The sequence below is a fragment of the Lentisphaera marina genome (genome assembly GCF_028745505.1).
GTDB classification, from domain to species: Bacteria; Verrucomicrobiota; Lentisphaeria; order Lentisphaerales; family Lentisphaeraceae; genus Lentisphaera; species Lentisphaera marina.
This window is the reverse complement of record NZ_JAQZZL010000002.1, coordinates 1,394,494-1,415,872: the sequence shown is the minus strand read 5'-3', so window position 1 is coordinate 1,415,872 and position 21,379 is coordinate 1,394,494. Positions and strand designations below refer to the sequence as shown.

Below are 21,379 nucleotides of genomic sequence, written 5' to 3'. Positions count from 1 at the left end.
TCTTCACTTTGTTTTTTTAAATTATGATTGATCTGCGTTTTTTTGTTTTTTAAACAGTAAAACTAAAAATAATGGAATCAGGTAATGAGGAGCTCGAGTAAGCGCTTCATGGAGAAATTGATCCGCTCCAAAATAATTCAGCTCCATTGACATCCCGGAGACGGGGCGAGCTAAAGCCGTTAGTAAGCCCCAAGCAGTCGCATAAATAGCACAGTACCAACGTGTCTTTGGAATCAAAATCCCAACGCAGACGATAAAATCTAAAATGCCAGCTATGCGTAAAAATGTAGTTGTCGTTTCATATTCAAAACCCAAAATGATTGTTGTCATACCATAAAATTGTGAGGGTGTCGGCCATAAGCCCATCGCGTAGCAACCGTGCCCGGCAAAGGTTGTGATAAATGCGATGATCGCAACAGTTAAAGTTACTTTATGCTTTATACCAAAATAGAGTGCAGAAGCCAAAAGGGCAGACATTAACATTTGTCCACCGTGTTCGACAAACATGGGAAGTTGACTATTAGCTTTTAAGTATTTTGCATACATCAAAACACTCATCATTAAGGTGCCTAAACACAATACTATTAGCTGTAGAGGTTTTTCTTTCCTAGCACTTAAAGCCATTATTGCACATATCAGGTAGCCCCAATACAATTGCGATAAAAGAGTTTGAAAAAGCCCGTCATTGGCACCTGTGCCTACGATTTCATCCCAATTATAACCAAGGGATTCAGCCCAAGCATAAGTAGTTTCATTCCATATGAGGACAGTATAAGGTCCTTCCCAGTAAAAGTGAACCCAAGCCCATGCTAAAAAACAGAGCAAAGTCCCTAAACGTAAGATACTGATGCCGCGACCTTCTACTGAAAAATTGAGTTTTTCTCGACTTGTAACATTTTTATCGGTACTGTTATAAAGAGAGTTTAAGGGTTTTGCAACACTTGAGAAAAAACTGCCTTTGACTGAATCCATAAATTCCTTTTTTACATCACTCATTCTAAATACTGATCATTTTAGTCTTCGCGAACAATTTAATATCTTGCGCCGCCAAAGTAAAAAATTATATAAACTATAAAAAATCAGTAATCTAAATACAAGTTTATGTGATTTTGTATTATTGGTTTTTTGCCATGTTTATGTGGCTTGTTAATATACAAAAAAAAGCTCGGGTCAATTAACCGGAGCTTTTTGCCTTTTAGGAAGTGATAGACGTTTTACAAGACCCAGGAATTACTACATAGAATGGGCTTGTTGTGTCAAAATTTATTTTTTCTTTTTGTCTTTCTTTTTATTATCTTCTTTGTTATCTTTCTTCTTTTTGCTCTTCTTTTTATTTTTAGTGGGCTTTGATCCATCACTTGGTCGTAAGTCTCTAATGCCATCGAGAATGATATCGAATTCACCTTTACCCAGAGTGTTGGAGCCGGGGATGAGTTCACCGTAGGGGCGGTCAGGGAAAGTTTTTAGTTGTTTGGTAAGTACAGCCTGCATTTCTTTGGCTTTAGGGGAGTACTCAGGGTTTAAAGCAAGGTTTTTCATCTCTTTTGGATCATTGCTTACATTGTAGAGTTGGTCATATTCCACGGCTTCAGGTTTCATGAAAGAGCGTCCAATACCACCTGAAAGTCCAAGAAGTCTTTTGGCATATTTGTCGGATTTTTTCATGGCATCTAGGTCTTCCTTAGTGTAGCGAATCGTGACGTAGTTCCAGTCTTTAGTTTTGATAGCGCGTGCTGGGCCATTTTCACAGTAAATATAGTCACGAAATTTTTGAGTGGGGTTTTGGAATAGACTCTTAAAACTAATGCCATCTAGGAGGTATTTTTCGGGGACTTTCGCACCGGTAATATCGAACCAAGTAGCAACGAAGTCAGTGCTTTGAACAAGTTCTTCACAGCGGACGTTCTTTTTTATGCCTGCAGGCCAGCTGATGATGCATGGAACTTCAGTACCTGCTCTGTGAAGCGATGCCTTGCCTTTGCTACCATGGTCGGCAACAAAACAGATGAGTGTGTTATCAGCGATGCCGAGCTTCTCTAGACGATCCATAAGGATGCCAAGAGCATCATCCATCCAAAGAATCCCACCTTTTTCGGCAGGATCTAAACCTATTGCTGCGACACGGCTACGTACGGTGTCACGGTTCATATTGCCAATAGGTTTTTTTATTCTGCCTTCACCAGTGATGAGCGGCTCGTCAAGGGATTTATCCCAGCCTTTAGGAGTGCCGTGAGAGAGTGTTGTACCGTAGTAGAGGAAAAAAGGTTTATCTTTATTTTCTGTTACAAATTCTAAAGCGGCTGCAGTAGTCCATTCAGGGTTATGAGCATTGAAAGGAGATTTTAGGTTGCCCATATAAACGTTTTTTGCCCAGTCAAAACCTCTTTCTTTTATGAGCTCGCGTCCATGTTTTTCACCTTTGTATTGTTGCTGGTTAACTTTTTCACTGTAAGGAGTGTTTTTTTCAGGCCCGATGGAGTGACCAGCTCCAACGTGATACTTGCCAACTAGACCAGTGACATAACCATTGTCCGACAGTATTTGCGCAACATTCATATTATCGGGCTCCAGTGCCATGTTGAAAGCAGGGAGGCCCTGTGTGCCTTTTGGGCATGCTTCCAAGTATTGTGAGGAGTAAGAGTTGCCGGGATAACGACCAGTCAAGCAAGTGTAGCGCGAAGGCGTGCAGACAGTGGAGGTCATGTGCATATTATCAAAAGTGATGCCGTTTTTTGCCAGAAGTTCCATACTCGGAGTTAGCCCTTTGGGACCTGTGTAAAGACTACAGTCATGTTTGTCGTAGTCATCGACAATGAAAAAAATGATGTTGGGGCGCTCACTCTTTGCGAAGATCGCAAGAGGAAAGAGCAATGCGAGTAATAGGGTCTTATACAAAATAGTCTCCTGGTTTAATTGATGAGTTATATGTTTTTAGATTTGAACGAAAGTGGATTTACTTTTTGACCCATTCATAAGAGTCACCTTTAAAGACGAGTTTGAGCTTCTTTTTAGATGTTCCAATGAGGGCAAATTCTTTTGGGCCATGAGTAATCATCTCTTCTTTGATAGCTTTGTATTCGGGATTGTCTGCAAGATTGTTCCACTCATGAAAATCTTTGCTAAGGTCATAGAGTTCTTCTCCGCCTTCTTTGTATTTGATATAGCGCCATTTTTCGTTTACAACTGTGTAGCTTTTTGGCTCCGTGTACGGAATGAAGATCGTTCTTTCAGGGCTTTTTGCGGGGTTCGCTAAAATACTTTTCAGTGATTCACCATCAAGGTCTTTGTCTGGAGTGATAGAGCAGAGATCCGTGAGCGTGGGGTACATATCGATCAAGCTGGAGGTGTAAGCAGTTTTTTGGCCTTTGGTAATTCCGGGGCCAGCCCAGATAAATGGGACATTGGTTGTGCGCTGCCACATGGTGTGTTTGCCCCAGTTGCCTTTTTCACCTTGGGCATAGCCATGATCTGACCAGAAGACGATAATTGTATTGTCTTTGTTTGGGCTGTTTTCTAGAGCGTTGAGTACTCGACCAAGATTTGAGTCGGCATAGGAAATTGCCGCGAGGTAACCTTGAATGGTTTCTTCAACGATACCTAGTTTAATGAGTTTGTCGTGGATGCCTGCTTTACGAGCACGTTTTTTCTTTTGTTCAGGTTCAGGAATGTCATCTAGGTCATCTTCTTTCCAGGGGCCATGCTTAATACTCTCGAGCGGATACATGTCAAAAAATCTTTGAGGTGCATAGTTGGGATAGTGGGGAGCGTATAAACCTAAGGCCATGAAAAAGGGTTTGTCGTGTTTTTTCTTGATGATTTTGCAGGCCCAATTTGTTCTAAGGGTATCGACGATTTCTTCTTCTTTTTCATTGGGGATAGCACCAACTTCCATGAAAGGTCTGCCTTTCCATTTTTTGTCGGCCTGATTGAACTTACTGGCAGGAACTTTTGCGGGGAGGGGAGCTTCGTACCCCCAGGTCTCTACGGGCCAGCCATTTTTTTTCTGATCTTCAGTTCTGAGGTAATATTCCGTCCAGCCTCTCGGATCAATGGAACCTACGGGATGATGGAAAAGTTTGCCTACTCCATAAGTATCGTAGCCGCCATTTTTGAAAGCCACTTGTAAAGGCATGTATTCGGGGTGGTTGTGAAAGTAAACTTGATCCGTATAACAGCCTGATGTTGTGGCGTTGCGGCCAGTGAAAATGGCTGTGCGCGATGGTGCGCAGTAAACACCCGCTGTATGCGCGTTGGTGAAAGTGACTCCCATATTAGCTAAGCGATCCAAATTAGGAGTCTTGGCCATTTTGGATCCCATTGGTCCAATCCAGTCATTCATGTCATCGACAGCAAAGAAAATGACATTGGGTTTTTCTACAGCTTGGAGGCCGCATAGGCATAATAAAGTGATTAAAATGAATCTCATAACATTCCTGTTGCTAAATATATCTTACTAGTTAATAAGGATTGAGTTCTTTATATTATGCTGCTGAAGGAGAAAAATGAATCTTTTATTTATAAACAGATTAGTATTTAAATGATATTATGAGCAAAATAGGCGGTGTTATGTTAAATGGTTCCGCCCTAGAGTTTGTGTAAAATTACAAACGCCAAAGAAGTGAAATGTATTAGCCTCACGGTGGACGTGAGCTAAAGTGTCATCCCAAAAACAGTTGTGCCTTTATGTATACAAGATAGGAAGGAATTTGGGTTTTATCTAAAAATTAAGCGTTGAGTAGCGTAATATTTATTGAGTATGGCTTATTGACTTTATAGATTTTAAAAAGCTAATTTAGGAATAGCCATGATTTTTCGAACTCTTATCATTTCATTCTCTTTAATCCTTAGCCTTGCGGCTAAGGTCGAACAGCCCAATTTCATCTTTATTATGACAGATGATCAGGGCTATGGGGATTTAGGCTGTTATGGTCACCCGACTATAAAAACTCCAAATATAGATAAAATGGCTGAAAAGGGAGTGCGTTTTACCGACTTTTATGCGAGGCATAAATGTTCACCAGCTCGAGCTTCACTTATGACTGGTGCCTTTAATTTTCGAGTAGGCGTGGGCTCTATTGTTTACCCAAACTCAACAACAGGTTTGATTAAAGAAGTGGTGACCATTCCTGAGATGCTCAAAAAGAAAGGCTACACTAGTGCTCTTATTGGTAAATGGCATTTGGGTCACACTGCGGGCTATCTTCCAAGAGATCAGGGTTTTGATTATTATTTCGGTGTTCCTGGCACTAACCATGGCGACGCAAAGACACACAAATTACCCGTCATTGATGGTTTTAAGCCTAGTGGAGATTTCACTATTGAAGATTATTGGGCCGACAAGGGTAAAGGCGTCCACGGGAATTCAACAATTCTTATGCGCAATGACAAAGTTATTGAATGGCCCACTGATATTACTCAGCTGACTAAGAGATATACTCACGATGCGGTGAGATACATTAAAGAAAATAAAGATAAACCATTTTTCCTTTACTTTGCTCATGGTACGCCTCACCATCCTTATACAGTAGACGCGGCATTTCGCGGAAAAAGTGCCCATGGACTTTATGGCGATATGATCGAGGAAATAGACTGGTCCGTTGGTGAAGTGATTAAGGCACTTAAAGAAAGTGGCATTGAGAAAAATACTATCATTGCTTTCACTTCTGATAATGGAGCGGATTCAAAACCCAATAAAGATCATGCCGAAAAGGGTTCAAACTTGCCTCTCAAAGGCTGGAAGGGGAGTTCAGAAGAAGGCGGCGTTCGCGTTCCTTTTGTAGTTAGTTGGCCGGGAACTTTACCGGAAGGGAAGAAAACTAATGAGATTGCTTCGCTTATGGATATCTTTCCTACTTATGCAGCACTTACAGGCATAGAGCCTAAAACTCCACAAAAAATTGATGGCAAAAATATCTTTCCTATTATGATGTGTGAGCCAGGTGTGAAGTCGCCGAATAAATACATTTATTATGCCGGAAATACGCCAAAAATAACTGGAGTTCGCAATCATCGCTTCAAATATTCTACTAAAACTTCCGGTCTTTACGATATGCACGCTGATATTGGCGAAACAAAAAATGTCGCGGATAAATATCCGGAAGTTTTACAGGAACTTCAAAAGGCGATGGAAGTATTTCAGAAAGATATCGATGAAAACTCAATGGAGGCTCCCTTTGATGAGGGGCAGGCGGCTTACGTAGAGATTAAGAACAAAAAAGAAAAATCCTCCAAGGATAAAAAAGAAAAAACTACTAGCAAGAAAGATAAATCTTCTAAAAAGAAGAATAAGAAATAGGGAAGATGATGAAGTATTATTTATTAACATTTTTTGCTTTTATAAGTTCTGCACTGTGTGCTGATAAGCCTAACTTTGTGGTTTTTCTGGCGGATGATACCGACAAATCTCAGGTCAGTTTATATGGCGCAGAAGTTTTAACTCCCAATCTCGATCGACTGGCTAAAGAAGGGATGCTTTTTAATCAAGCTTATGTGAGTTCCACAGTTTGTGTTCCATCGCGTTATACTTTCGTAACTGGTCGTCATCCGGGGCACTCAAAATATCCATCTTACTTAGCAGATTATCCAGAGAAAGGGCAGGGTTCACCAGAGTTTAATGTTGGCCTCGAAGTGGATGGTATGAACATTGGTAAAGTTCTTGCTGACAATGGTTATGTGACAGGTTGGACGGGTAAGTATCATATTGGTGGTGTGGATTTCAAAACTAAGCTTGGCGAAGCCAAAGGTCTTGATCCCACATTAGAAGAGTCTGATGAAGTGATGAAGGCTTTGGAAGAGGCTACTCGCAAACACGTGACGGAAAAACTCGGTTGGTCCTGGGCAAAGCATATGTACGAAGGAAACATGGTTAAAGGTTACAGTGAGCATAACCTAGAGTGGACTGTAGAAGCTGCTCTTGATTTCCTTGAAGAAAACAAAGAAAAACCCTTTTATCTTCATGTAACAACTACATTACTTCACGGCCCTGATCAATCATGGGAAGCGAGTTTCGATCACCCTGAAATTACTGGAGAAGGTCGTGTGACTCGTAAGTTAGACGCTGAGATGCCTTCTAGAGATACCATCGCCAAGCGTGTTAAAGAAGCCGGTTATGACCATGCTTTAGGTCTAACTTGGATGGACGACGGTATTGGTGCAATTTTGAATAAGCTCGATGAGCTCGGCATTGCAGACAACACTATTTTTATCTTTATTCCGGATCACGGATCCATTAAAAAGGCCTCGATGTTTAGTTTGGATGGCAGCAATGTTCCGATGGTTGTTCGCTACCCTAATGGTATCAAAGCTGGATCAGTTTCAGATTCCCTCGTTCAAAATATCGATTTTGTGCCGACCTTCTTTGATTATGCAGGTGTTACTCCATCAGAAGCTTATCATCTTGATGATGTTTCAATGCGCCCGGTGTTTGAGAACCCTGAAGCTAAAGTTCATGATAGCCTCTTTTTTCAACTTGGTAGTGCACGTGCAGTATTGAAAGGTGATTACAAGTACATCGCCAACCGTTACAATCAGGAGCGAATCGAAATAATTAAAGCTCAAAGTAAAGATAACCTGGCGGCAAAGATGACTTACACAGATGGTCATATTGGCGTAGGGACACGTGGAATGAAGTTCAATGCGGAATACGTGGAATATGACCAGCTTTACAAAGTTGCGGTGGATCTTAAGGAGAAAAACAACTTGGCAAAGAATCCTGAGTACGCTCAGAAAATGAAAGAGATGAAGGCTGAACTGACTAAGCACCTTGAGCCATTTAATCGTCCTTACGGTGAATTTATTGCAGGCCCCGGAGCGGTAGCACCTGGACAAATCGATGAGCAAATCGCTTCACTCAAGGCGCATATCTTAGCAGGTGGCTATGTGGGTAAGAAAAAGCCAAGTGACTCTAAGAATAAAGAAGCCTCTGCAAAGAAAAAGAATAAAAAGAAAAAATAATTTTTGGAGAAGCCACTTATGTTTAAACAATTATTTGCCGCTCTTTTTAGCCTTTTAGTAACATCAGTTGCAGCACAGGAAAAACCGAATTTCGTCATTGTTATAGCTGATGATGTGAGCTGGTCTAGTTTTGGCTGTACTGAGGCGGGTTTTTATACTCGAACGCCAAATATCGATAAGCTGGCAACTCAGGCGGTACGTTTTACTAATTTCCATGCTTCGGTAGCTCAGTGTGGACCTTTGCGTCACGAACTTTACACTGGAACGCTTCCTCCTACGAGTGGTGTTTACTCCAATGGCAGCAAGCCGAAGTCAGGTTTAAAAAGTGTCGTTAGTTTCATGGAGGATCTTGGGTATAATATTGCCATCACAGGTAAAGAGCACTTTAGCAACAGTACAACTTTTAAGAAAATCCCCGGTTTCACCGAAGGTGCCAATGATAAAAAACCAACTTGGGAACTTGATGGGGTAAAAGATTACATAGAAAAATCTCAGACTGAAAGTAAACCTTTTTGTGTCGTAATTGGTTCAGTTAATGCTCACCACCCATGGACAGTTGGTGATAAATCTAATTTTCCATTAGATAAAATTGTGATTCCACCTCACATGGCGGATACACCTTTAACTCGCGAGGCCTTGGCCATTCATGCAGCTGAAGTTGAAGTTCTTGACGAGCAAGTTGGTGCGACAATGAAACTTATCGATGATATGGATTTGACCGATAATACTGTACTGATCTTTTTGAGTGAGCAGGGTACAGCTATGCCAAATGGCAAGTGGTCAATTTACGATTATGGAACAAAAGCCCTATGTCTTGTTCGCTGGCCAGGAAAACTGCAAGCGGCAGTTACAGATGCTGTGGCTATGTATTGTGATATTGTGCCAACTATGGTGGATATGGCAGGTGGAGAGGCCCCCGCAGTAGACGGCAAAAGCTTTTACTCAGTGTTGAAAGGCGAGACTTCTGATCACCGTGATCATGCTTATCTGGTTCATCAAGCAGGAGGGTATACCCAAAGAGCTATCCGCACAAAAGAATATAAGCTTATTTGGAACCCAAAGCAGGATATTGATTACTACTTGGAAGTGATGATGGACCCTCAGCGCGCTAAGTCTAAGTTTTTTGCGAAGACATGGCAGGAATGGTTGTCAGTCGCTAAGACTGATTCTACAGCTCAGCTACAAGTCGATCGTGTCGTGAAGCACCCTGAATTTGAACTTTATAATATCAAAAATGACCCCTGGGAATTAAAGAATCTTGCGACTAATCCAGAGTATGCCGAAACTGTTAAGCAAATGCATGCACAGCTTAAAGCAGATATGGATAAAATGAATGATGAATTTTCTACAGTAGATCCCAAAGCAGCAAAAAAAGCGAAGAAATAGCAAGCTGGTGAAACTGAATCAAAAAAGAGTAAAAAGTCGAAAAAAAATAAGAAGGATAAAAAGACTAAGTAGTCTGATATCTAAATCATTAACTAAGGACCACGCCCGGTAAATAAGTGAAGGTCGAGAAGTTTTCATTAGGGCATGAGATACGGAGAAGAAAATTATGTTAAAAAAACTTTTAAGTGGAGCAGTGTTTGCAACACTTTTTTTATCTTCACTTGTTGCAGAAGAAAAGCCTAATTTCGTCATTGTATTGGCTGATGATGTAGCTTGGTCGAGCTTTGGTTGCAATAATGCAGGGATCTATACGGATACGCCAACGATAGATAAATTAGCGAAGGAAAGTGTTCGATTTAGCAATTTTCATGGTGCTGTGGCACAGTGTGGTCCGATACGTCATGAACTTTACACAGGCTTACTGCCACCCACCAGTGGTGTTTATACAAATGGCAACAAGCCGACTGGGGAATTTGATAACATTGCTAATTACCTGAGTAACTTAGGTTATAGAGTTGGTTTAGCAGGTAAGAGTCATTTCAAAAGAGTGACTGATTTTATAAGTATCCCAGGTTTTGCGAAGGATGCAAACCACGAAGAACCCACATGGGAGATGAGCGGAATAAAAGAGTTTCTAGAAACTTCTAAATCAGAAAATAAACCCTTTTGTATGGTTGTGGCTTCTGTACATGCTCACCATCCCTGGACCATAGGGGATTATAAATCTTACTTGGACAAGGTCGTTATACCTCCTCATATGGTAGATACTCCTGCGACTCGTGAATCTTTGGCAAGGCATATTGCTGAGGTCAAAGATTTAGATAATCAGCTTGCGGCTACAATGAAGATTATTGATGAAATGAACCTTGCCGATAACACAGTATTTATTTTTTTGAGTGAGCAGGGCACATCTTTGCCAAATGGGAAATGGTCAATTTATGACTATGGAACCAAAGGTCTCTGTCTAGTGCGTTGGCCGGGTCAATTAAAACCTGCTGTTACAGACGCGGTAGCTATGTACTGTGATGTATCAGCAACGTTGATCGATATTGCAGGTGGAGATGCTCCTAAGATTGATGGTAAAAGTTTTTATTCAGTATTAAAAGGCGAAACCTCAGAGCATCGCGACCACGCTTTTTTGGTTCATCAAGCTGGAGGTTTTACTCAAAGAGCGATCCGTGGAAAAGAATATAAGCTTATCTGGAGCCCTAAGCAGGATAATCCTTACTACGTAGACACAATCATGAACCCCTCGCGCAACGCTATCTTTGCTCAGGCCTGGAGAGAATGGTTGGATAAAGCTAAGACCGATTCTGATGCACAGATGAAAGCTAATCGCGTTCTGTTAAGTCCTGAATTCGAGCTTTACGATGTTTTAAATGATCCCTGGGAAATGAATAACTTAGCGAGAAATCCGGAATATGCAGAAATCCTCAAGCAGATGCATGAGGAGCTCAAAGCTGATATGAAGGAGCTCAATGACGAGTTTTCAACTATAGATCCCAAAGTGGCTAAAAAGGCCAAAAAAGCAAAGCAGAAAGAAGCTGGTCAAGATCCCAAGAAGAAAAAGGCTAGTAAGAAGAAAGAGCAGGAGACGGGGAAAGCTGACAAATCAGACAAAGAGGACAAAAAGAAAAAATGTGAAAAGAAGAAAGCTGAAAAGTAAAAAGGCCTAGTTCACTATGATTAAACTGAATCGACATTTTTTTAAATCCCTGGCGTGTCTCGTATTTTTCACGGGAGCCTTGAGCTTGCAGGCTGAAAGAAAGCCCAATATCCTTTTTTATCTTACCGATGATCTCGGCTATGGTGATATCGGCTGTTACGGAGCTGAAGGTCAGTACACACCAGCAATTGATCAATTGGCAAAAGAGGGTACGAAATTTTCCAGCTTCTACGTCCATCAGCGATGCAGCCCCAGTAGAGCATCATTCATGACGGGTTCTTATGCTCATCGAGTTGGTTTGCCACAAGTTATTTACAAACACAGAGAGGGCCCCATAGGTCTTAACCCTGCGGAAATTACACTTCCCGAGTTAATGAAAACGGCGGGGTATCACACAGCCCTCGTTGGCAAATGGCATTTGGGTGAGTGGGAACCTTTTCACCCCTTAAATCATGGCTATGATTACTTTTATGGCTTTCTCAAAATTATCGAGGGTTCAGAAAAACCATCACTCGTAGAAAATAGAAAAGAGCTCGCCAGTAAAGTTCAAAAGACCGAAGGGCAGGCACCGGGGATGGTGAAAGCAGCTATCAATTTTATGACGAAACACAAAGAGGATCCCTTCCTCCTGGTTTATTCAGATCCCATGCCTCATGCTCCTTATTTTCCTTCTGAGCAATTTAAGGGTACATCGAAACGCGGTAAGTACGGTGAAGTCATTCACGAAATCGACTGGCAGTTTAAGCATTTAATGAATGCCCTGGATGAATTGGGACTGAAGGAAGATACAATTGTTATTTTTACCTCAGATAACGGTCCCCCAGTTGAACGTCAGAAAAGCTATGACGTTGGTTTGAGCGGTCCCTTGAGAGATGGTAAATGGACTGATTTTGAGGGCGGTGTGCGCGTGCCATTTATTATTCGTTGGCCCGGAAAAGTACAGGTCGATGCCTCAAGTGATGCAATGATCGGCATTATTGATATGCTGCCAACTTTCTGCGAAATTGCAGGAGTTGATATTCCTAGCGATCGCGTGATAGATGGTGTTAATATTCTTCCACAGTTGCTTGGAGATAAAGAAAGCAAAGCTTTGCGTGATACGCAAATTGTCCCTGGCAAGACCATTATCCACAATGGCTGGAAATATTATGCGAAACAACAAAATCCCTACAATAACAAAAAACCTGAAGATTGGTATGGACTGCAAGCAGCCAAGGCGGGAGCTCTCTTTAATCTTAAAGAAGACATCGGAGAAACGACTGATGTATCTGCTCATCATCCCGAGATCGCCGAGTCTTTGAAGAAAAAAATGGATCAGTTCATGGCTGAATTTAATAAGAACTGCAGACCGGCCGGTGATGCTTCAAATCTTGCAGAGAAAAACTTCAAAATTGAACGTCTAGCGGGTAGCTCAGTTAAAGCTTCTGAGAAAGGTGCAAAGGGCACTAAGAAGAAAAAAGACAAAAAGACTAAAAAGAACAAAAAATAAACGCTAGCAGCTTTATTTACGATTTTATTCAAAAAATAGCATCAAAGAAACAATAATAAGTCCTGAATTAGTCTTACTTATCCATAGGAATATGAAAATAGACATGTCAGAACAAGTAGTGGATCAATGTTTTCTTCAGTTCATTAATTTTAGGCAATTTAAAGGATATATAAAGTGAAAGTTAGAATACGCTTAGTTCAAGTAATGATATTAGTGCTAGTTGCTATGCTTGCATTTTCGCCAGCAGTTTTGGCTAGGCAGAAGTTTGATACATCAAAACTTGAGTTCATAGATAACGGCATCATTAAGTTGGGGGTCAGTCCCGATCTTGGAGGAGCGATTACCTACATTTCCAAATCTAAAGGTGGCGAGAATATAATTAATAACTGGGACTGGGGACGTCAGATTCAGATGTCTTTTTTTTCTTACCCCGCACCTTACACAGAAAAGGGACGGGAGCCTAAGGATCATTGGAAACATATTGGCTGGAATCCCATTCAGGCTGGTGACGATTTTGGTAATGGCTCCAAGGTGACCGCATTTAAGAAGACAGGTAGTAGCATCTACGTAAAATGTACCCCCATGCAATGGCCACTGAACAATGTTCCTGGTGAGTGCAGCTATGAATGCTGGATCGAATTAAAGGGTAATACTGTTCAAGTTAAAGCCCGCTTGAATAATGCGCGATCCGATAAGACCAAATATAAAGCAAAGCATCAGGAACTTCCGGCGGTTTACACCAATGGCCCTTACTACCGACTCATGACCTACAGTGGATCAAAACCTTTTACTGGAGATAAGATTACTCAAATCCCCAAAAAGCAGGGCAAAGGCTTTCCCTGGACTTATTGGCTGGCTACCGAGAATTGGGCGGCTCTCGTAAATGACGATGATTGGGGACTGGGGATTTATAAGCCTAACAATTCCTATTTTATTGGTGGCTTCGCCGGTAAAGAAGGCAAAGGTGGTACGAATGATTCACCCACTGGCTATATTGCTCCAATACAGACTGAGATTCTTGACCACAATATTGTCTATACTTACAAGTACTCCTTGATTTTGGGTAACTTAAAAGAAATTCGCGATTACGCAGTTGAGCAGGGTAAAGATGCAAAAACTCCTGAGTGGGTATTTGCTAAAGACCGTCAGCACTGGCATTACCGTGCAGCGAATAATCAGGGAACTGATGCGGGTTGGCCCATCAAAGGCTTTATTGAACTCGATCTCTCGAAACAAGGCATGACTGCAGTGAGTCCACCGACTTTATGGCAGGCTGAAGAGGCTCCGAAGCTTTATATAGAAGCCGCGTTCAAAAGCAGTCAAAAAAAGGCAGATGTAGCGTGGAGTCACTACGATGGTAAAAATTATAAACCCAATTTTGCCCCGGGAAATCGCATGCATTTTGATATCAAGGGTGATGGCCAATTCCGTACTTATGAGGTGAAACTCTCCTCTGCCAAGAGTTACGAGGGAGCCATGAACTACCTTTTGCTTAAACCTAGTTTAAAGACGGAAAAGGGCGCATGGGTAAAGATTAAAAGTATTCGACTCGGTAAGTAATTTAAGAGAATCGGAAAATAAATTACTATTGACGATATTTATACTTATTGGCTACTGTTACCCACTCAATTAGGATTTCTTTCAGAAAGTTAGTTAAAATTTGATTAACATAAAAATATTAGCGTAATATAACAAAAAACCTCATATATACCATTAATGGTATATAAAATAAGGTTAAAGCATGATAAAAATAAGTAGGCTTAGATTCTCACTTGTAGAGTTACTCGTGGTGGTGGCAATAATTGCGATTTTAGTTTCAATATTATTACCTGTCTTGAGCAGAGCTAGAAAGCAGTCGCGGATTGTGCACTCAATGAATAATTTAAAGCAAATTCATGCGGCTGCATTTATGTATGCAGATAATAATGACCAATATTTTTGCAGGTCGAGTGAAGCTGACGATCAAAAATATGATTACCCACGCTACTATTATGAAAGTATGTCAGGTATTAAATTCAGTTCAGATAGGAATACGGCTAAAGAAGAAATGGCTGGTAGTTCATACGAAGATATGTTCTTCTGTCCTTTGCAGCGCTCTGTTCGTGGCCCAGCAAAGCATCATGGAAATGGTCGAACAGATTATGGAATGAATAAATACTTTAATAGAAAAGCTCGAGTAAAGCTGACTCGTCTAGCGGGAAAAGGAAAAATCGAACCGTTTATCGTTCCAGGAAACGCTATGAACTCGACTCAGACACAAAGTACTATAGGTAATACAAGTTATGATGCCTCATCAGCTGATCATGCCAATTATGATTATTTTGATAAAACTTTAGGACTGTATATCGATGGTAGTGTTAAACCTTTTACGATTGGCCATGGTGAATATATCAATCCTTGGTTTAAATCCAGAAATGATTTTGAATGAGCTCTGTATAAATCATGCTGTGCGAACTTCTCAAAATAAAGTAGATCGGTCAATATCAACGTATTGACCGATGATTACTTAGCTAGTTGCTGTGTCCCATAACTAAGTACCGGCCATAGAGCTTTCTAAACGAATTAAAAAGCCCTTAGCTATGAGATTAAATAGAGGGCGTGTATACGGCTTTGAGTTAATGACTTCCTACTTCCCATGTTACGCCCTTTCTGAGGGGGACCTTAAGAGAGATGTTTCCCTCGGGGTTCACTGTGTAGACCCAAAGTAGTATAGGTATTCAGGCTTCCTGTAAATTATTGAGATCGACTTCGCTATCAGTTGCGGAAATCGCAGAAAAATGTGGCTTTTCTGAACAAAATTATTTTGCTCGCCACTTTAAACAGCTTGTAGGGCAGAGTCCGACTCAATTTCGGAACAAGTATCAAGCGTAAAGTTTATAATTTAATTCTTAGGGTTTAGAAACTTTTTTCTTGTCGTATTTATCAAAGAAGTCATAGACCTCCGAAATCATCTTAGGATTACGAGTTATGGTACGAAAGTGATTTCCTCCCTTTATTTCTTTATAGTGCACATCCATATTTAAGGATTTCATATCTTCAACCCAACGGCGTACCCCACGAACAGGAACTAAAAAGTCTCGGTCTCCTGTAGTGACGAATACAGGGAGATGCTTTGCCCTCTCGAGATTTGTTGATTGTTTTTGAAATGCGGGGGCGAGACATGCCAATCCAGACCATTTGTTTGGGTGTTCAGAAGCTAAATATAGAGCACCTCCTCCCCCCATAGAATGTCCCATCAAAAAGATTCGATTTGAGTCAATCGAGAAATCTTTTTGTACAATTTTTAAAACGTTCATCACGTCCATCTCACTCAACTCCCCAAGATTCTCAGGATCGCCTGCTTTTCCAAATGCAAAGCCACTCTTGCCTTTGCCTCGACTGCCATACCACCCGCGGTCATTGTATCCGAAAGGAGCAGCAATTATATAGCCACGTTTTTCAGCTTCAGAAATAACACCGCTGTAATTGATGATTTGCTTTGGGTTACTGCGCAGGCCATGTAATAATATGATTAATGGAGAGACTTCGGAAGCATCGTAAGTTGTAGGGATATATAGAACGTAAGTTTGATCTTTGTTAGCTTCTTTGAAAAAGTAAGAGCGATTTAAAGCCTTACCTTTAGTCAATTTTACGGTGTTTTGAGCCTTATCTTCTTTTTCGAATCGTTCTCGTGAATTTGAATTACAAGCTAGTAACAACAGTGATAGTGATAGGACTAATAATTTTTTCATTGTATCTCATTTGGATTTTTTTTAGAAAAATTAACATAAAAAGCCCTCAGGTCAATTACTTGAGGGCTTTGAATATGTGTCGAAAATCTGATGTTTGATCTATGACAAATAGACTGACTTAATCCTGAGTCTATAAAGTCTCTAAATAAGAAATTTTTTAGATGTTGTTATCATCGCCTTTCTTATCTTTTTTGTTTTTCTTATCTTTTTTATTTTTCTTATCTTTCTTTTTGTCTTTCTTAGCTTTCTTTTCATCGCCAGCATCATCAGCAGCGAATTCATCTTCACTGAGGACCCCATTGGCATCTTGGTCGAGCTTATTAAAATTCTTTTTCAGCTTTTTATCATCGCCAGCATATTCATTAAGCGAAAGTTTTCCATCTTGATCAGTGTCTTTATCGGCAAAGGTCTCGGCAGTAGCTGACAAACTAAAGAGTAAGAATGCTAATAGGGCAATAATGGTTTTCATGTTTTTCCTTTTGTTGTTGGTTAAGTTATAAAATATGAATTCGGAGCACTTATTAAGGACTTGATTTAAACAAGTCCTTCTAAGTAAACTTATTGATTTGTAGTCATCAGGTTTATCCCACGTATAAACCAGGAGTCAGCAGCCTTGGTAAGGGTCATTACTTTAAGGTACTTAGCCTTGCTTGTTTTGAAGCTTAATGAGGAAATACCTTTTTTACTTTTGAGAATTCCAGCCTTGGTCCAGTTCTTGCCATTCAGCGAAAGTTGGACTTCATATTCTGCTGATTCATTAGTCATCATTTGAAGACCCTTGATTTCGGCTTCCCCCGGCAGTTGAATTTGAACGTAGTGACCTTTGACCATAGGCTTCATACTCGTCCAACGTTTATTAGCTTTTTTAAGCTTATCCAAAGAGTTTTTGTCATTGTTTACGTTGGCACTTAATTTCCATTTTTTGTGATTGTTTAGCAATGAAGGGTATCTATCATAAAGCGTGTCAAGAGTGAACATTTCTTTGTGTTTTTTAAGATCCTTACGAGTGGTTTGTACCTCTTTTGTGGTGACAATAGAAGCTTTGTTATTCCAGCTATGACGAATAAAACTCAAGACTTCAGCAATGTATTCATCTGAATTGTTATTTAGAGGCATCATGACGCCGTAGTCTTTTCCATCGATAGGACCTTTGAGACCATTCAAAGTAATTGCTGTAAGGCGCTGTATATCACCGAGTACACGGGGTGAGCCCACAAGAGGTGCACCTAAAAGAATTTCTCCAGCTTTCATGCCCATACCATCCTTTCCGTGACAGTTCTGGCAGAGTGCCTTGTAGTGAGCGGCGCCTTTTTCAATAGTTTCCGCATTGGCTGCCGAAAGTGCTTTACGGGCTAGTTTTTTCTCAGCCTCTTCTTTAGCTTGTTGAGCGTGATATTGCTCCATGCGACCAAGACCATAGTGTTTGTCTCTGTGCGTATCGTACAAAGTTTTGAGTAAGTCAGATTGACCAAGTGTTCTGAGTGAGTTTTTTATTTGTACGAGAACCTGACTGTTAGTTTCACTTTTAATTGGAATGAATCCAGCAATAGCAGATTTATCTTTTTTTAGGTAAGGTTCAGAGAGTCGAATAGCCGCTTCTCTAACGAGAGGGCTTGAGTCTTTTACTGCTTTTTTGAGGATGTCAAAATTAGTTTTTCCAAGACCGTCAATCGTCCATAAGGCATGTAGACGTGCCAATTCTGATTTTGAATTTATAGCCATATTCTGAAGTTTTGTGAGGACAGAGAGATCTTTTCTCACAATAATGAGCTTTTGAGCCTTTAATCTCCACCAGGCGTTTTTATGACTTAGGTGAGCGAGAAGTTGCTGGCTACTTTCATTGAGCATATTTGGCTTAGAAAAGCTTTTTTGACCTTCCTTAGTGACTCGGTAAAGACGGCCACGACCAATGTTTTTGTCCAGTTCATAAACGTCGTTGATACGGTAGATATACATGCCGGGACGTGCATAGGCAGCCTGTTGGATAATGCCGCGATACATATCGACAATGTAGAGATTACCATCGGGACCAGTGGCAAGGTTCACCGGACGAAAGTTTGGGTCTGTTGAACGGATAAATTCTTTTTTCGGGTAGGCGTTGTGGAGAATGCGCATGCCTCCTTTATTTTCAATTTTTGCTCGGCGGATGAGGCGGCCAACGGGTTCCGCTAGGAAAAAATCGTGTTTCAAATCGCTGTGAACACCACCGCGGTAGTATTCTGCACCAGAAGTCGCCGTGAAGTGATTGAGGGTGTTGTCTTCACGCATTCTTTTGAGTCCACCTTGTGAGTCAGGCATACTATCGATAGGCCAGAGCTCATAAAACTCTTTGGATTTTTCTCCTTCAAGTTCCATGCCGCCGTAAAGGTGTGGTTGCTGAAAATGCATGGTGGCTTTTTCGTTACCCGCGATAGCGGAAACAATTTGACCACTTTCAGTTTGTGAGAGCCCGAATTGTGAACCAAAGGCAGCTTTATATTCAAGCTCAGTAAAGGTTCCGTCTTTATAGCGATAACTTAGACCATAGGTAGCATTAATAGTGTTATCTAAATTCCACATGAAACCCTGGGGCTGGTGTTCCATATTTCCGCCCTGAGGTCCACCTTTGTAAAAGAGTTCTTTTTTATCAGCTACGCCATCGCCGTTAGTGTCTTCGTAGGCATATAGAGTCGTTGTATCAGTTTCACCAATGATGATTTTGCCATCAAGACAGAGCAACTTACGAGGAAGAATGAGGTCTTTGGCAAAAACTGTTTTCTTATCGTAAACGCCATCCCAGTCGCTATCTACGAGTTTGAGAACGGTACAGACGGGATCTTTTTCTCTACTTGCAGCAGCATCCTGCATGTAGGTTTGCATTTGTGCTACATAGAGGTTGCCATTACCATCCCAGGCGATGTGAACGGGTTCATTCAGGAACTTGTCTCCCGCACTGAGTTGAATATTATAGCCATCCTGAATTTCAAAAGTTTTCATAGACTCTTCTTCAGTCAAGGGAAGTGCTTTGGCAATATGCGGAGAACGAGGCTTTTTTGTTATGGGGCTGAAGTCACCTTGTAGATCGCCAAGGGTCATTTGGATGCCACTGAGTAGGTGCTGTAAAAAGTCTTTGTTATACCAAGTTTCGTCATTAAAACCTAGAGAGGTGTAAAAAATGTGACCTTTGCCCACTTCTTTTACCCAACTCACAGGGACATCGGCCAATTTGGAATGTGTTCCCGTAGTAAGCCTATCCCCGAAGTCTAATGCTAGAAGGATGCGCATTTTTGAACGATCAAAATCATTGAGGGCATAGATGCGGTCTTTGATTTTAAAGAGTTGATCAAAGTGCTTGGTACTTACTGAGCTTGGAGCTTCGTTGACAATGCTCCAGGTACCACTTTCATCCCAAGGGTAATTTTTACTTGCAGCACCAATGAATGAATGGAATTCGGAAGATTTACTTTCGATAGCCTCATCAGTAGCAATCAGTTTGCCACCTTCATTGATGTATTGCAGTACAGCTGATTTGCTTTTTTTACTTTTGAAAATATCATCAGCTATTTTTTGGCTGAGGAAAACACCATCGTATTTTTTTAAGGTGTTCAAGTCTAAATTGGAGAGGTCTGAACTGAAATCTACGGTGAAAGCTGATTTTTGTTCGCCTAGTTGCTGCAGGGCGTAGTGACTTAGGGGAGTGTTTTTACCCGAACTAAGTGCCAGTAGCTTGCGAGCTGATTTAACTTTTACTGCTTCACTTGATTGACTCGCTGCAATGACTTTGTCTTTTGTTTCTTGGTCGAGAGCTAATGAGCTTAGAGAAAGACTAAGACCAGTAAAGAGTAATAATGATCTAAAGTTTCTTTGTAGGTATTTACGTTTATCTTGCATTTGGAAACCTGCTTATATTCAAAATGTTCTTTCTTGTTTATAAGCATTAGGACTATGATATTATGCTCTTTAAGCTAAAAAATGTACTTTTTAGTAGGCTACTATGTTGGGGATTAGGGATAGAGTTCATTAATCTGTCATGGTTTTACCATGAGGGGCGTGGGTGATTGTATTCCTAGGGTTGACGAGACTGTGTGAAAAATATAAACATAGATCATATAAAGGGCTGAAGGCCCGATAGATTATAGCGTGCACCGTGAGGTGCATGTTGTCATACCTACTAACACAGAGGGCTGTAAGTCCGACACATACAAGATCTTGTGTCGGTGCGTTGCACCTTGTGCCCTTAGTTATATTTTACGTGCAGCTATCGCTGCGCGCTACTTTCTGTCGGTGCGTTGCACCTAAAAGTGTGTTTTTCACACAGCCACTGACACCCTAGGCTAATATATATCATGGCTGCGCCATGTAATTACTAATTCCGAAGGGATTCTACGTGTTAGTGTCAAGTGTGGATGTGTGGTGAAGATTGATAAAAAATGCTGTGCTTAATGGCAATAAAATGATCAAATTTATTGCTTTGAGCTGATTTCTTTAATTTTGATGTTTTTCCAGGCAATTTGGAAAGGACCGGTGCCTTTTTTGATGCCGTGAATCTGTAAGCCAATAAAACCGCTGGAGTTTGTCGAGTGGCGTTCTGCTGGGACGGTTGTTGTAATGACTTTATTACCATTAAGCCAAGTAGTGATTTGATCACCTAACGCGACTACACGGAAATGATTCCATTCGCCATCTTTTAAGAATTGATGGGGTTTACGTTGCTCTTTGGGAGTGAGCCATGTTTTCCAAGCCTGACCATAAATGTAGCCAGAACTATTTTTGGCATAATTGCGACCGCCTACTTCGATTTGAGGTCCACAAACGGAGCCATACTTCTGTGAGCCTTTTGGTTCTTGAGTTTTCGAACGGATTTGTACACCGGAATTCACTTCGTTATTAATGAGCTTAGTTTCAAATTCTAGTTCAAAGTCGGTGTAGTCCTTGTTTGAACACAAAAAGGTTGTTCCTAGGCCGCTTTTAGCGGTTCCGATAATGGCTCCGTCTTCAACTCGAAAGGAACCTTCTTTAGTTTTCTCAGTCCAACCATCGAGGTTTTTACCATTGAATAATTCAAGCCAATTACTTTCTTCAGCAATCAAAGTGCTGATTAGACTTAAGCTGAGAATAAATAATAATTTCATTTGTAGATCCTTAATTTTTTAAAGCTGGAACTTCCAGTGTTTC

General features: G+C 40.9%; 15 protein-coding genes. 8 read left to right on the top strand and 7 right to left on the bottom strand.

Going from position 1 to position 21,379, the window contains the following annotated elements:
* Window positions 1-21: 21 nt before the first annotated feature.
* The 3 genes from PQO01_RS16645 to PQO01_RS16635 form a co-directional block, all read right to left on the bottom strand.
* Complete coding sequence (locus PQO01_RS16645; protein ID WP_274315241.1) at window positions 22-996, bottom strand: hypothetical protein; 975 nt, start codon at window positions 994-996, stop codon at window positions 22-24.
* Between the two features lie 267 nt (window positions 997-1,263).
* Entirely contained in the window at window positions 1,264-2,895 is a 1,632-nt protein-coding gene (locus tag PQO01_RS16640) for a sulfatase family protein (RefSeq protein WP_274315240.1), read from the bottom strand.
* A 58-nt stretch (window positions 2,896-2,953) separates the two neighbouring features.
* Complete coding sequence (locus tag PQO01_RS16635; protein WP_274315238.1) at window positions 2,954-4,426, bottom strand: sulfatase; 1,473 nt, start codon at window positions 4,424-4,426, stop codon at window positions 2,954-2,956.
* A gap of 378 nt (window positions 4,427-4,804) precedes the next feature.
* Here PQO01_RS16635 and PQO01_RS16630 point away from each other — a divergent pair, with 378 nt between their 5' ends.
* From PQO01_RS16630 to PQO01_RS21680, 8 genes are all read left to right on the top strand, one after another.
* Complete coding sequence (locus PQO01_RS16630; RefSeq protein WP_274315236.1) at window positions 4,805-6,295, top strand: sulfatase family protein; 1,491 nt, start codon at window positions 4,805-4,807, stop codon at window positions 6,293-6,295.
* A gap of 8 nt (window positions 6,296-6,303) precedes the next feature.
* Window positions 6,304-7,953: a sulfatase family protein gene (locus PQO01_RS16625; protein WP_274315234.1), complete on the top strand. Its 1,650-nt coding sequence runs from the start codon at window positions 6,304-6,306 to the stop codon at window positions 7,951-7,953.
* A gap of 18 nt (window positions 7,954-7,971) precedes the next feature.
* A complete protein-coding gene (locus tag PQO01_RS16620) occupies window positions 7,972-9,339 on the top strand; it encodes a sulfatase family protein (protein ID WP_274315232.1) in 1,368 nt (455 codons plus the stop codon).
* A 166-nt stretch (window positions 9,340-9,505) separates the two neighbouring features.
* Window positions 9,506-11,005: a sulfatase family protein gene (locus PQO01_RS16615; protein ID WP_274315230.1), complete on the top strand. Its 1,500-nt coding sequence runs from the start codon at window positions 9,506-9,508 to the stop codon at window positions 11,003-11,005.
* 16 nt (window positions 11,006-11,021) lie between these two features.
* Window positions 11,022-12,494 carry a sulfatase-like hydrolase/transferase gene (locus PQO01_RS16610; protein WP_274315229.1) on the top strand — a complete coding sequence of 491 codons (1,473 nt, stop codon included), beginning with the start codon at window positions 11,022-11,024 and terminating at the stop codon, window positions 12,492-12,494.
* A 174-nt stretch (window positions 12,495-12,668) separates the two neighbouring features.
* The gene (locus PQO01_RS16605) at window positions 12,669-14,054 is read left to right on the top strand and encodes a hypothetical protein (RefSeq protein ID WP_274315228.1); all 1,386 of its coding nucleotides are present in this window, start codon (window positions 12,669-12,671) and stop codon (window positions 14,052-14,054) included.
* A gap of 181 nt (window positions 14,055-14,235) precedes the next feature.
* Window positions 14,236-14,922 (top strand): type II secretion system protein, encoded by a 687-nt coding sequence (locus tag PQO01_RS16600; protein WP_274315227.1) that lies wholly within the window; start codon window positions 14,236-14,238, stop codon window positions 14,920-14,922.
* Window positions 14,923-15,203: 281 nt separating this feature from the next.
* Complete coding sequence (locus PQO01_RS21680) at window positions 15,204-15,365, top strand: helix-turn-helix domain-containing protein (RefSeq protein ID WP_420792937.1); 162 nt, start codon at window positions 15,204-15,206, stop codon at window positions 15,363-15,365.
* A 17-nt stretch (window positions 15,366-15,382) separates the two neighbouring features.
* Here the strand turns inward: PQO01_RS21680 and PQO01_RS16595 are convergent, their stop codons facing one another.
* From PQO01_RS16595 to PQO01_RS16580, 4 genes are all read right to left on the bottom strand, one after another.
* Entirely contained in the window at window positions 15,383-16,225 is an 843-nt protein-coding gene (locus PQO01_RS16595; RefSeq protein WP_274315226.1) for a carboxylesterase family protein, read from the bottom strand.
* Window positions 16,226-16,382: 157 nt separating this feature from the next.
* Window positions 16,383-16,694, bottom strand: coding sequence for a hypothetical protein (locus PQO01_RS16590; protein WP_274315225.1), 312 nt, complete (start codon window positions 16,692-16,694; stop codon window positions 16,383-16,385).
* An 89-nt stretch (window positions 16,695-16,783) separates the two neighbouring features.
* Window positions 16,784-20,095, bottom strand: coding sequence for a DUF7133 domain-containing protein (locus PQO01_RS16585; protein WP_274315224.1), 3,312 nt, complete (start codon window positions 20,093-20,095; stop codon window positions 16,784-16,786).
* 572 nt (window positions 20,096-20,667) lie between these two features.
* Entirely contained in the window at window positions 20,668-21,336 is a 669-nt protein-coding gene (locus PQO01_RS16580) for a 3-keto-disaccharide hydrolase (RefSeq protein WP_274315223.1), read from the bottom strand.
* Between the last annotated feature and the right edge of the window lie 43 nt (window positions 21,337-21,379).

Coding starts and splice junctions, on each gene's coding strand:
- PQO01_RS16645 (WP_274315241.1), bottom strand. CDS start 996: ATGAGTGATGTAAAAAAGGAATTTATGGATTCAGTCAAAGGCAGTTTT.
- PQO01_RS16635 (WP_274315238.1), bottom strand. CDS start 4,426: ATGAGATTCATTTTAATCACTTTATTATGCCTATGCGGCCTCCAAGCT.
- PQO01_RS16630 (WP_274315236.1), top strand. CDS start 4,805: ATGATTTTTCGAACTCTTATCATTTCATTCTCTTTAATCCTTAGCCTT.
- PQO01_RS16625 (WP_274315234.1), top strand. CDS start 6,304: ATGAAGTATTATTTATTAACATTTTTTGCTTTTATAAGTTCTGCACTG.
- PQO01_RS16620 (WP_274315232.1), top strand. CDS start 7,972: ATGTTTAAACAATTATTTGCCGCTCTTTTTAGCCTTTTAGTAACATCA.
- PQO01_RS16615 (WP_274315230.1), top strand. CDS start 9,506: ATGTTAAAAAAACTTTTAAGTGGAGCAGTGTTTGCAACACTTTTTTTA.
- PQO01_RS16610 (WP_274315229.1), top strand. CDS start 11,022: ATGATTAAACTGAATCGACATTTTTTTAAATCCCTGGCGTGTCTCGTA.
- PQO01_RS16600 (WP_274315227.1), top strand. CDS start 14,236: ATGATAAAAATAAGTAGGCTTAGATTCTCACTTGTAGAGTTACTCGTG.
- PQO01_RS16595 (WP_274315226.1), bottom strand. CDS start 16,225: ATGAAAAAATTATTAGTCCTATCACTATCACTGTTGTTACTAGCTTGT.
- PQO01_RS16590 (WP_274315225.1), bottom strand. CDS start 16,694: ATGAAAACCATTATTGCCCTATTAGCATTCTTACTCTTTAGTTTGTCA.
- PQO01_RS16585 (WP_274315224.1), bottom strand. CDS start 20,095: ATGCAAGATAAACGTAAATACCTACAAAGAAACTTTAGATCATTATTA.
- PQO01_RS16580 (WP_274315223.1), bottom strand. CDS start 21,336: ATGAAATTATTATTTATTCTCAGCTTAAGTCTAATCAGCACTTTGATT.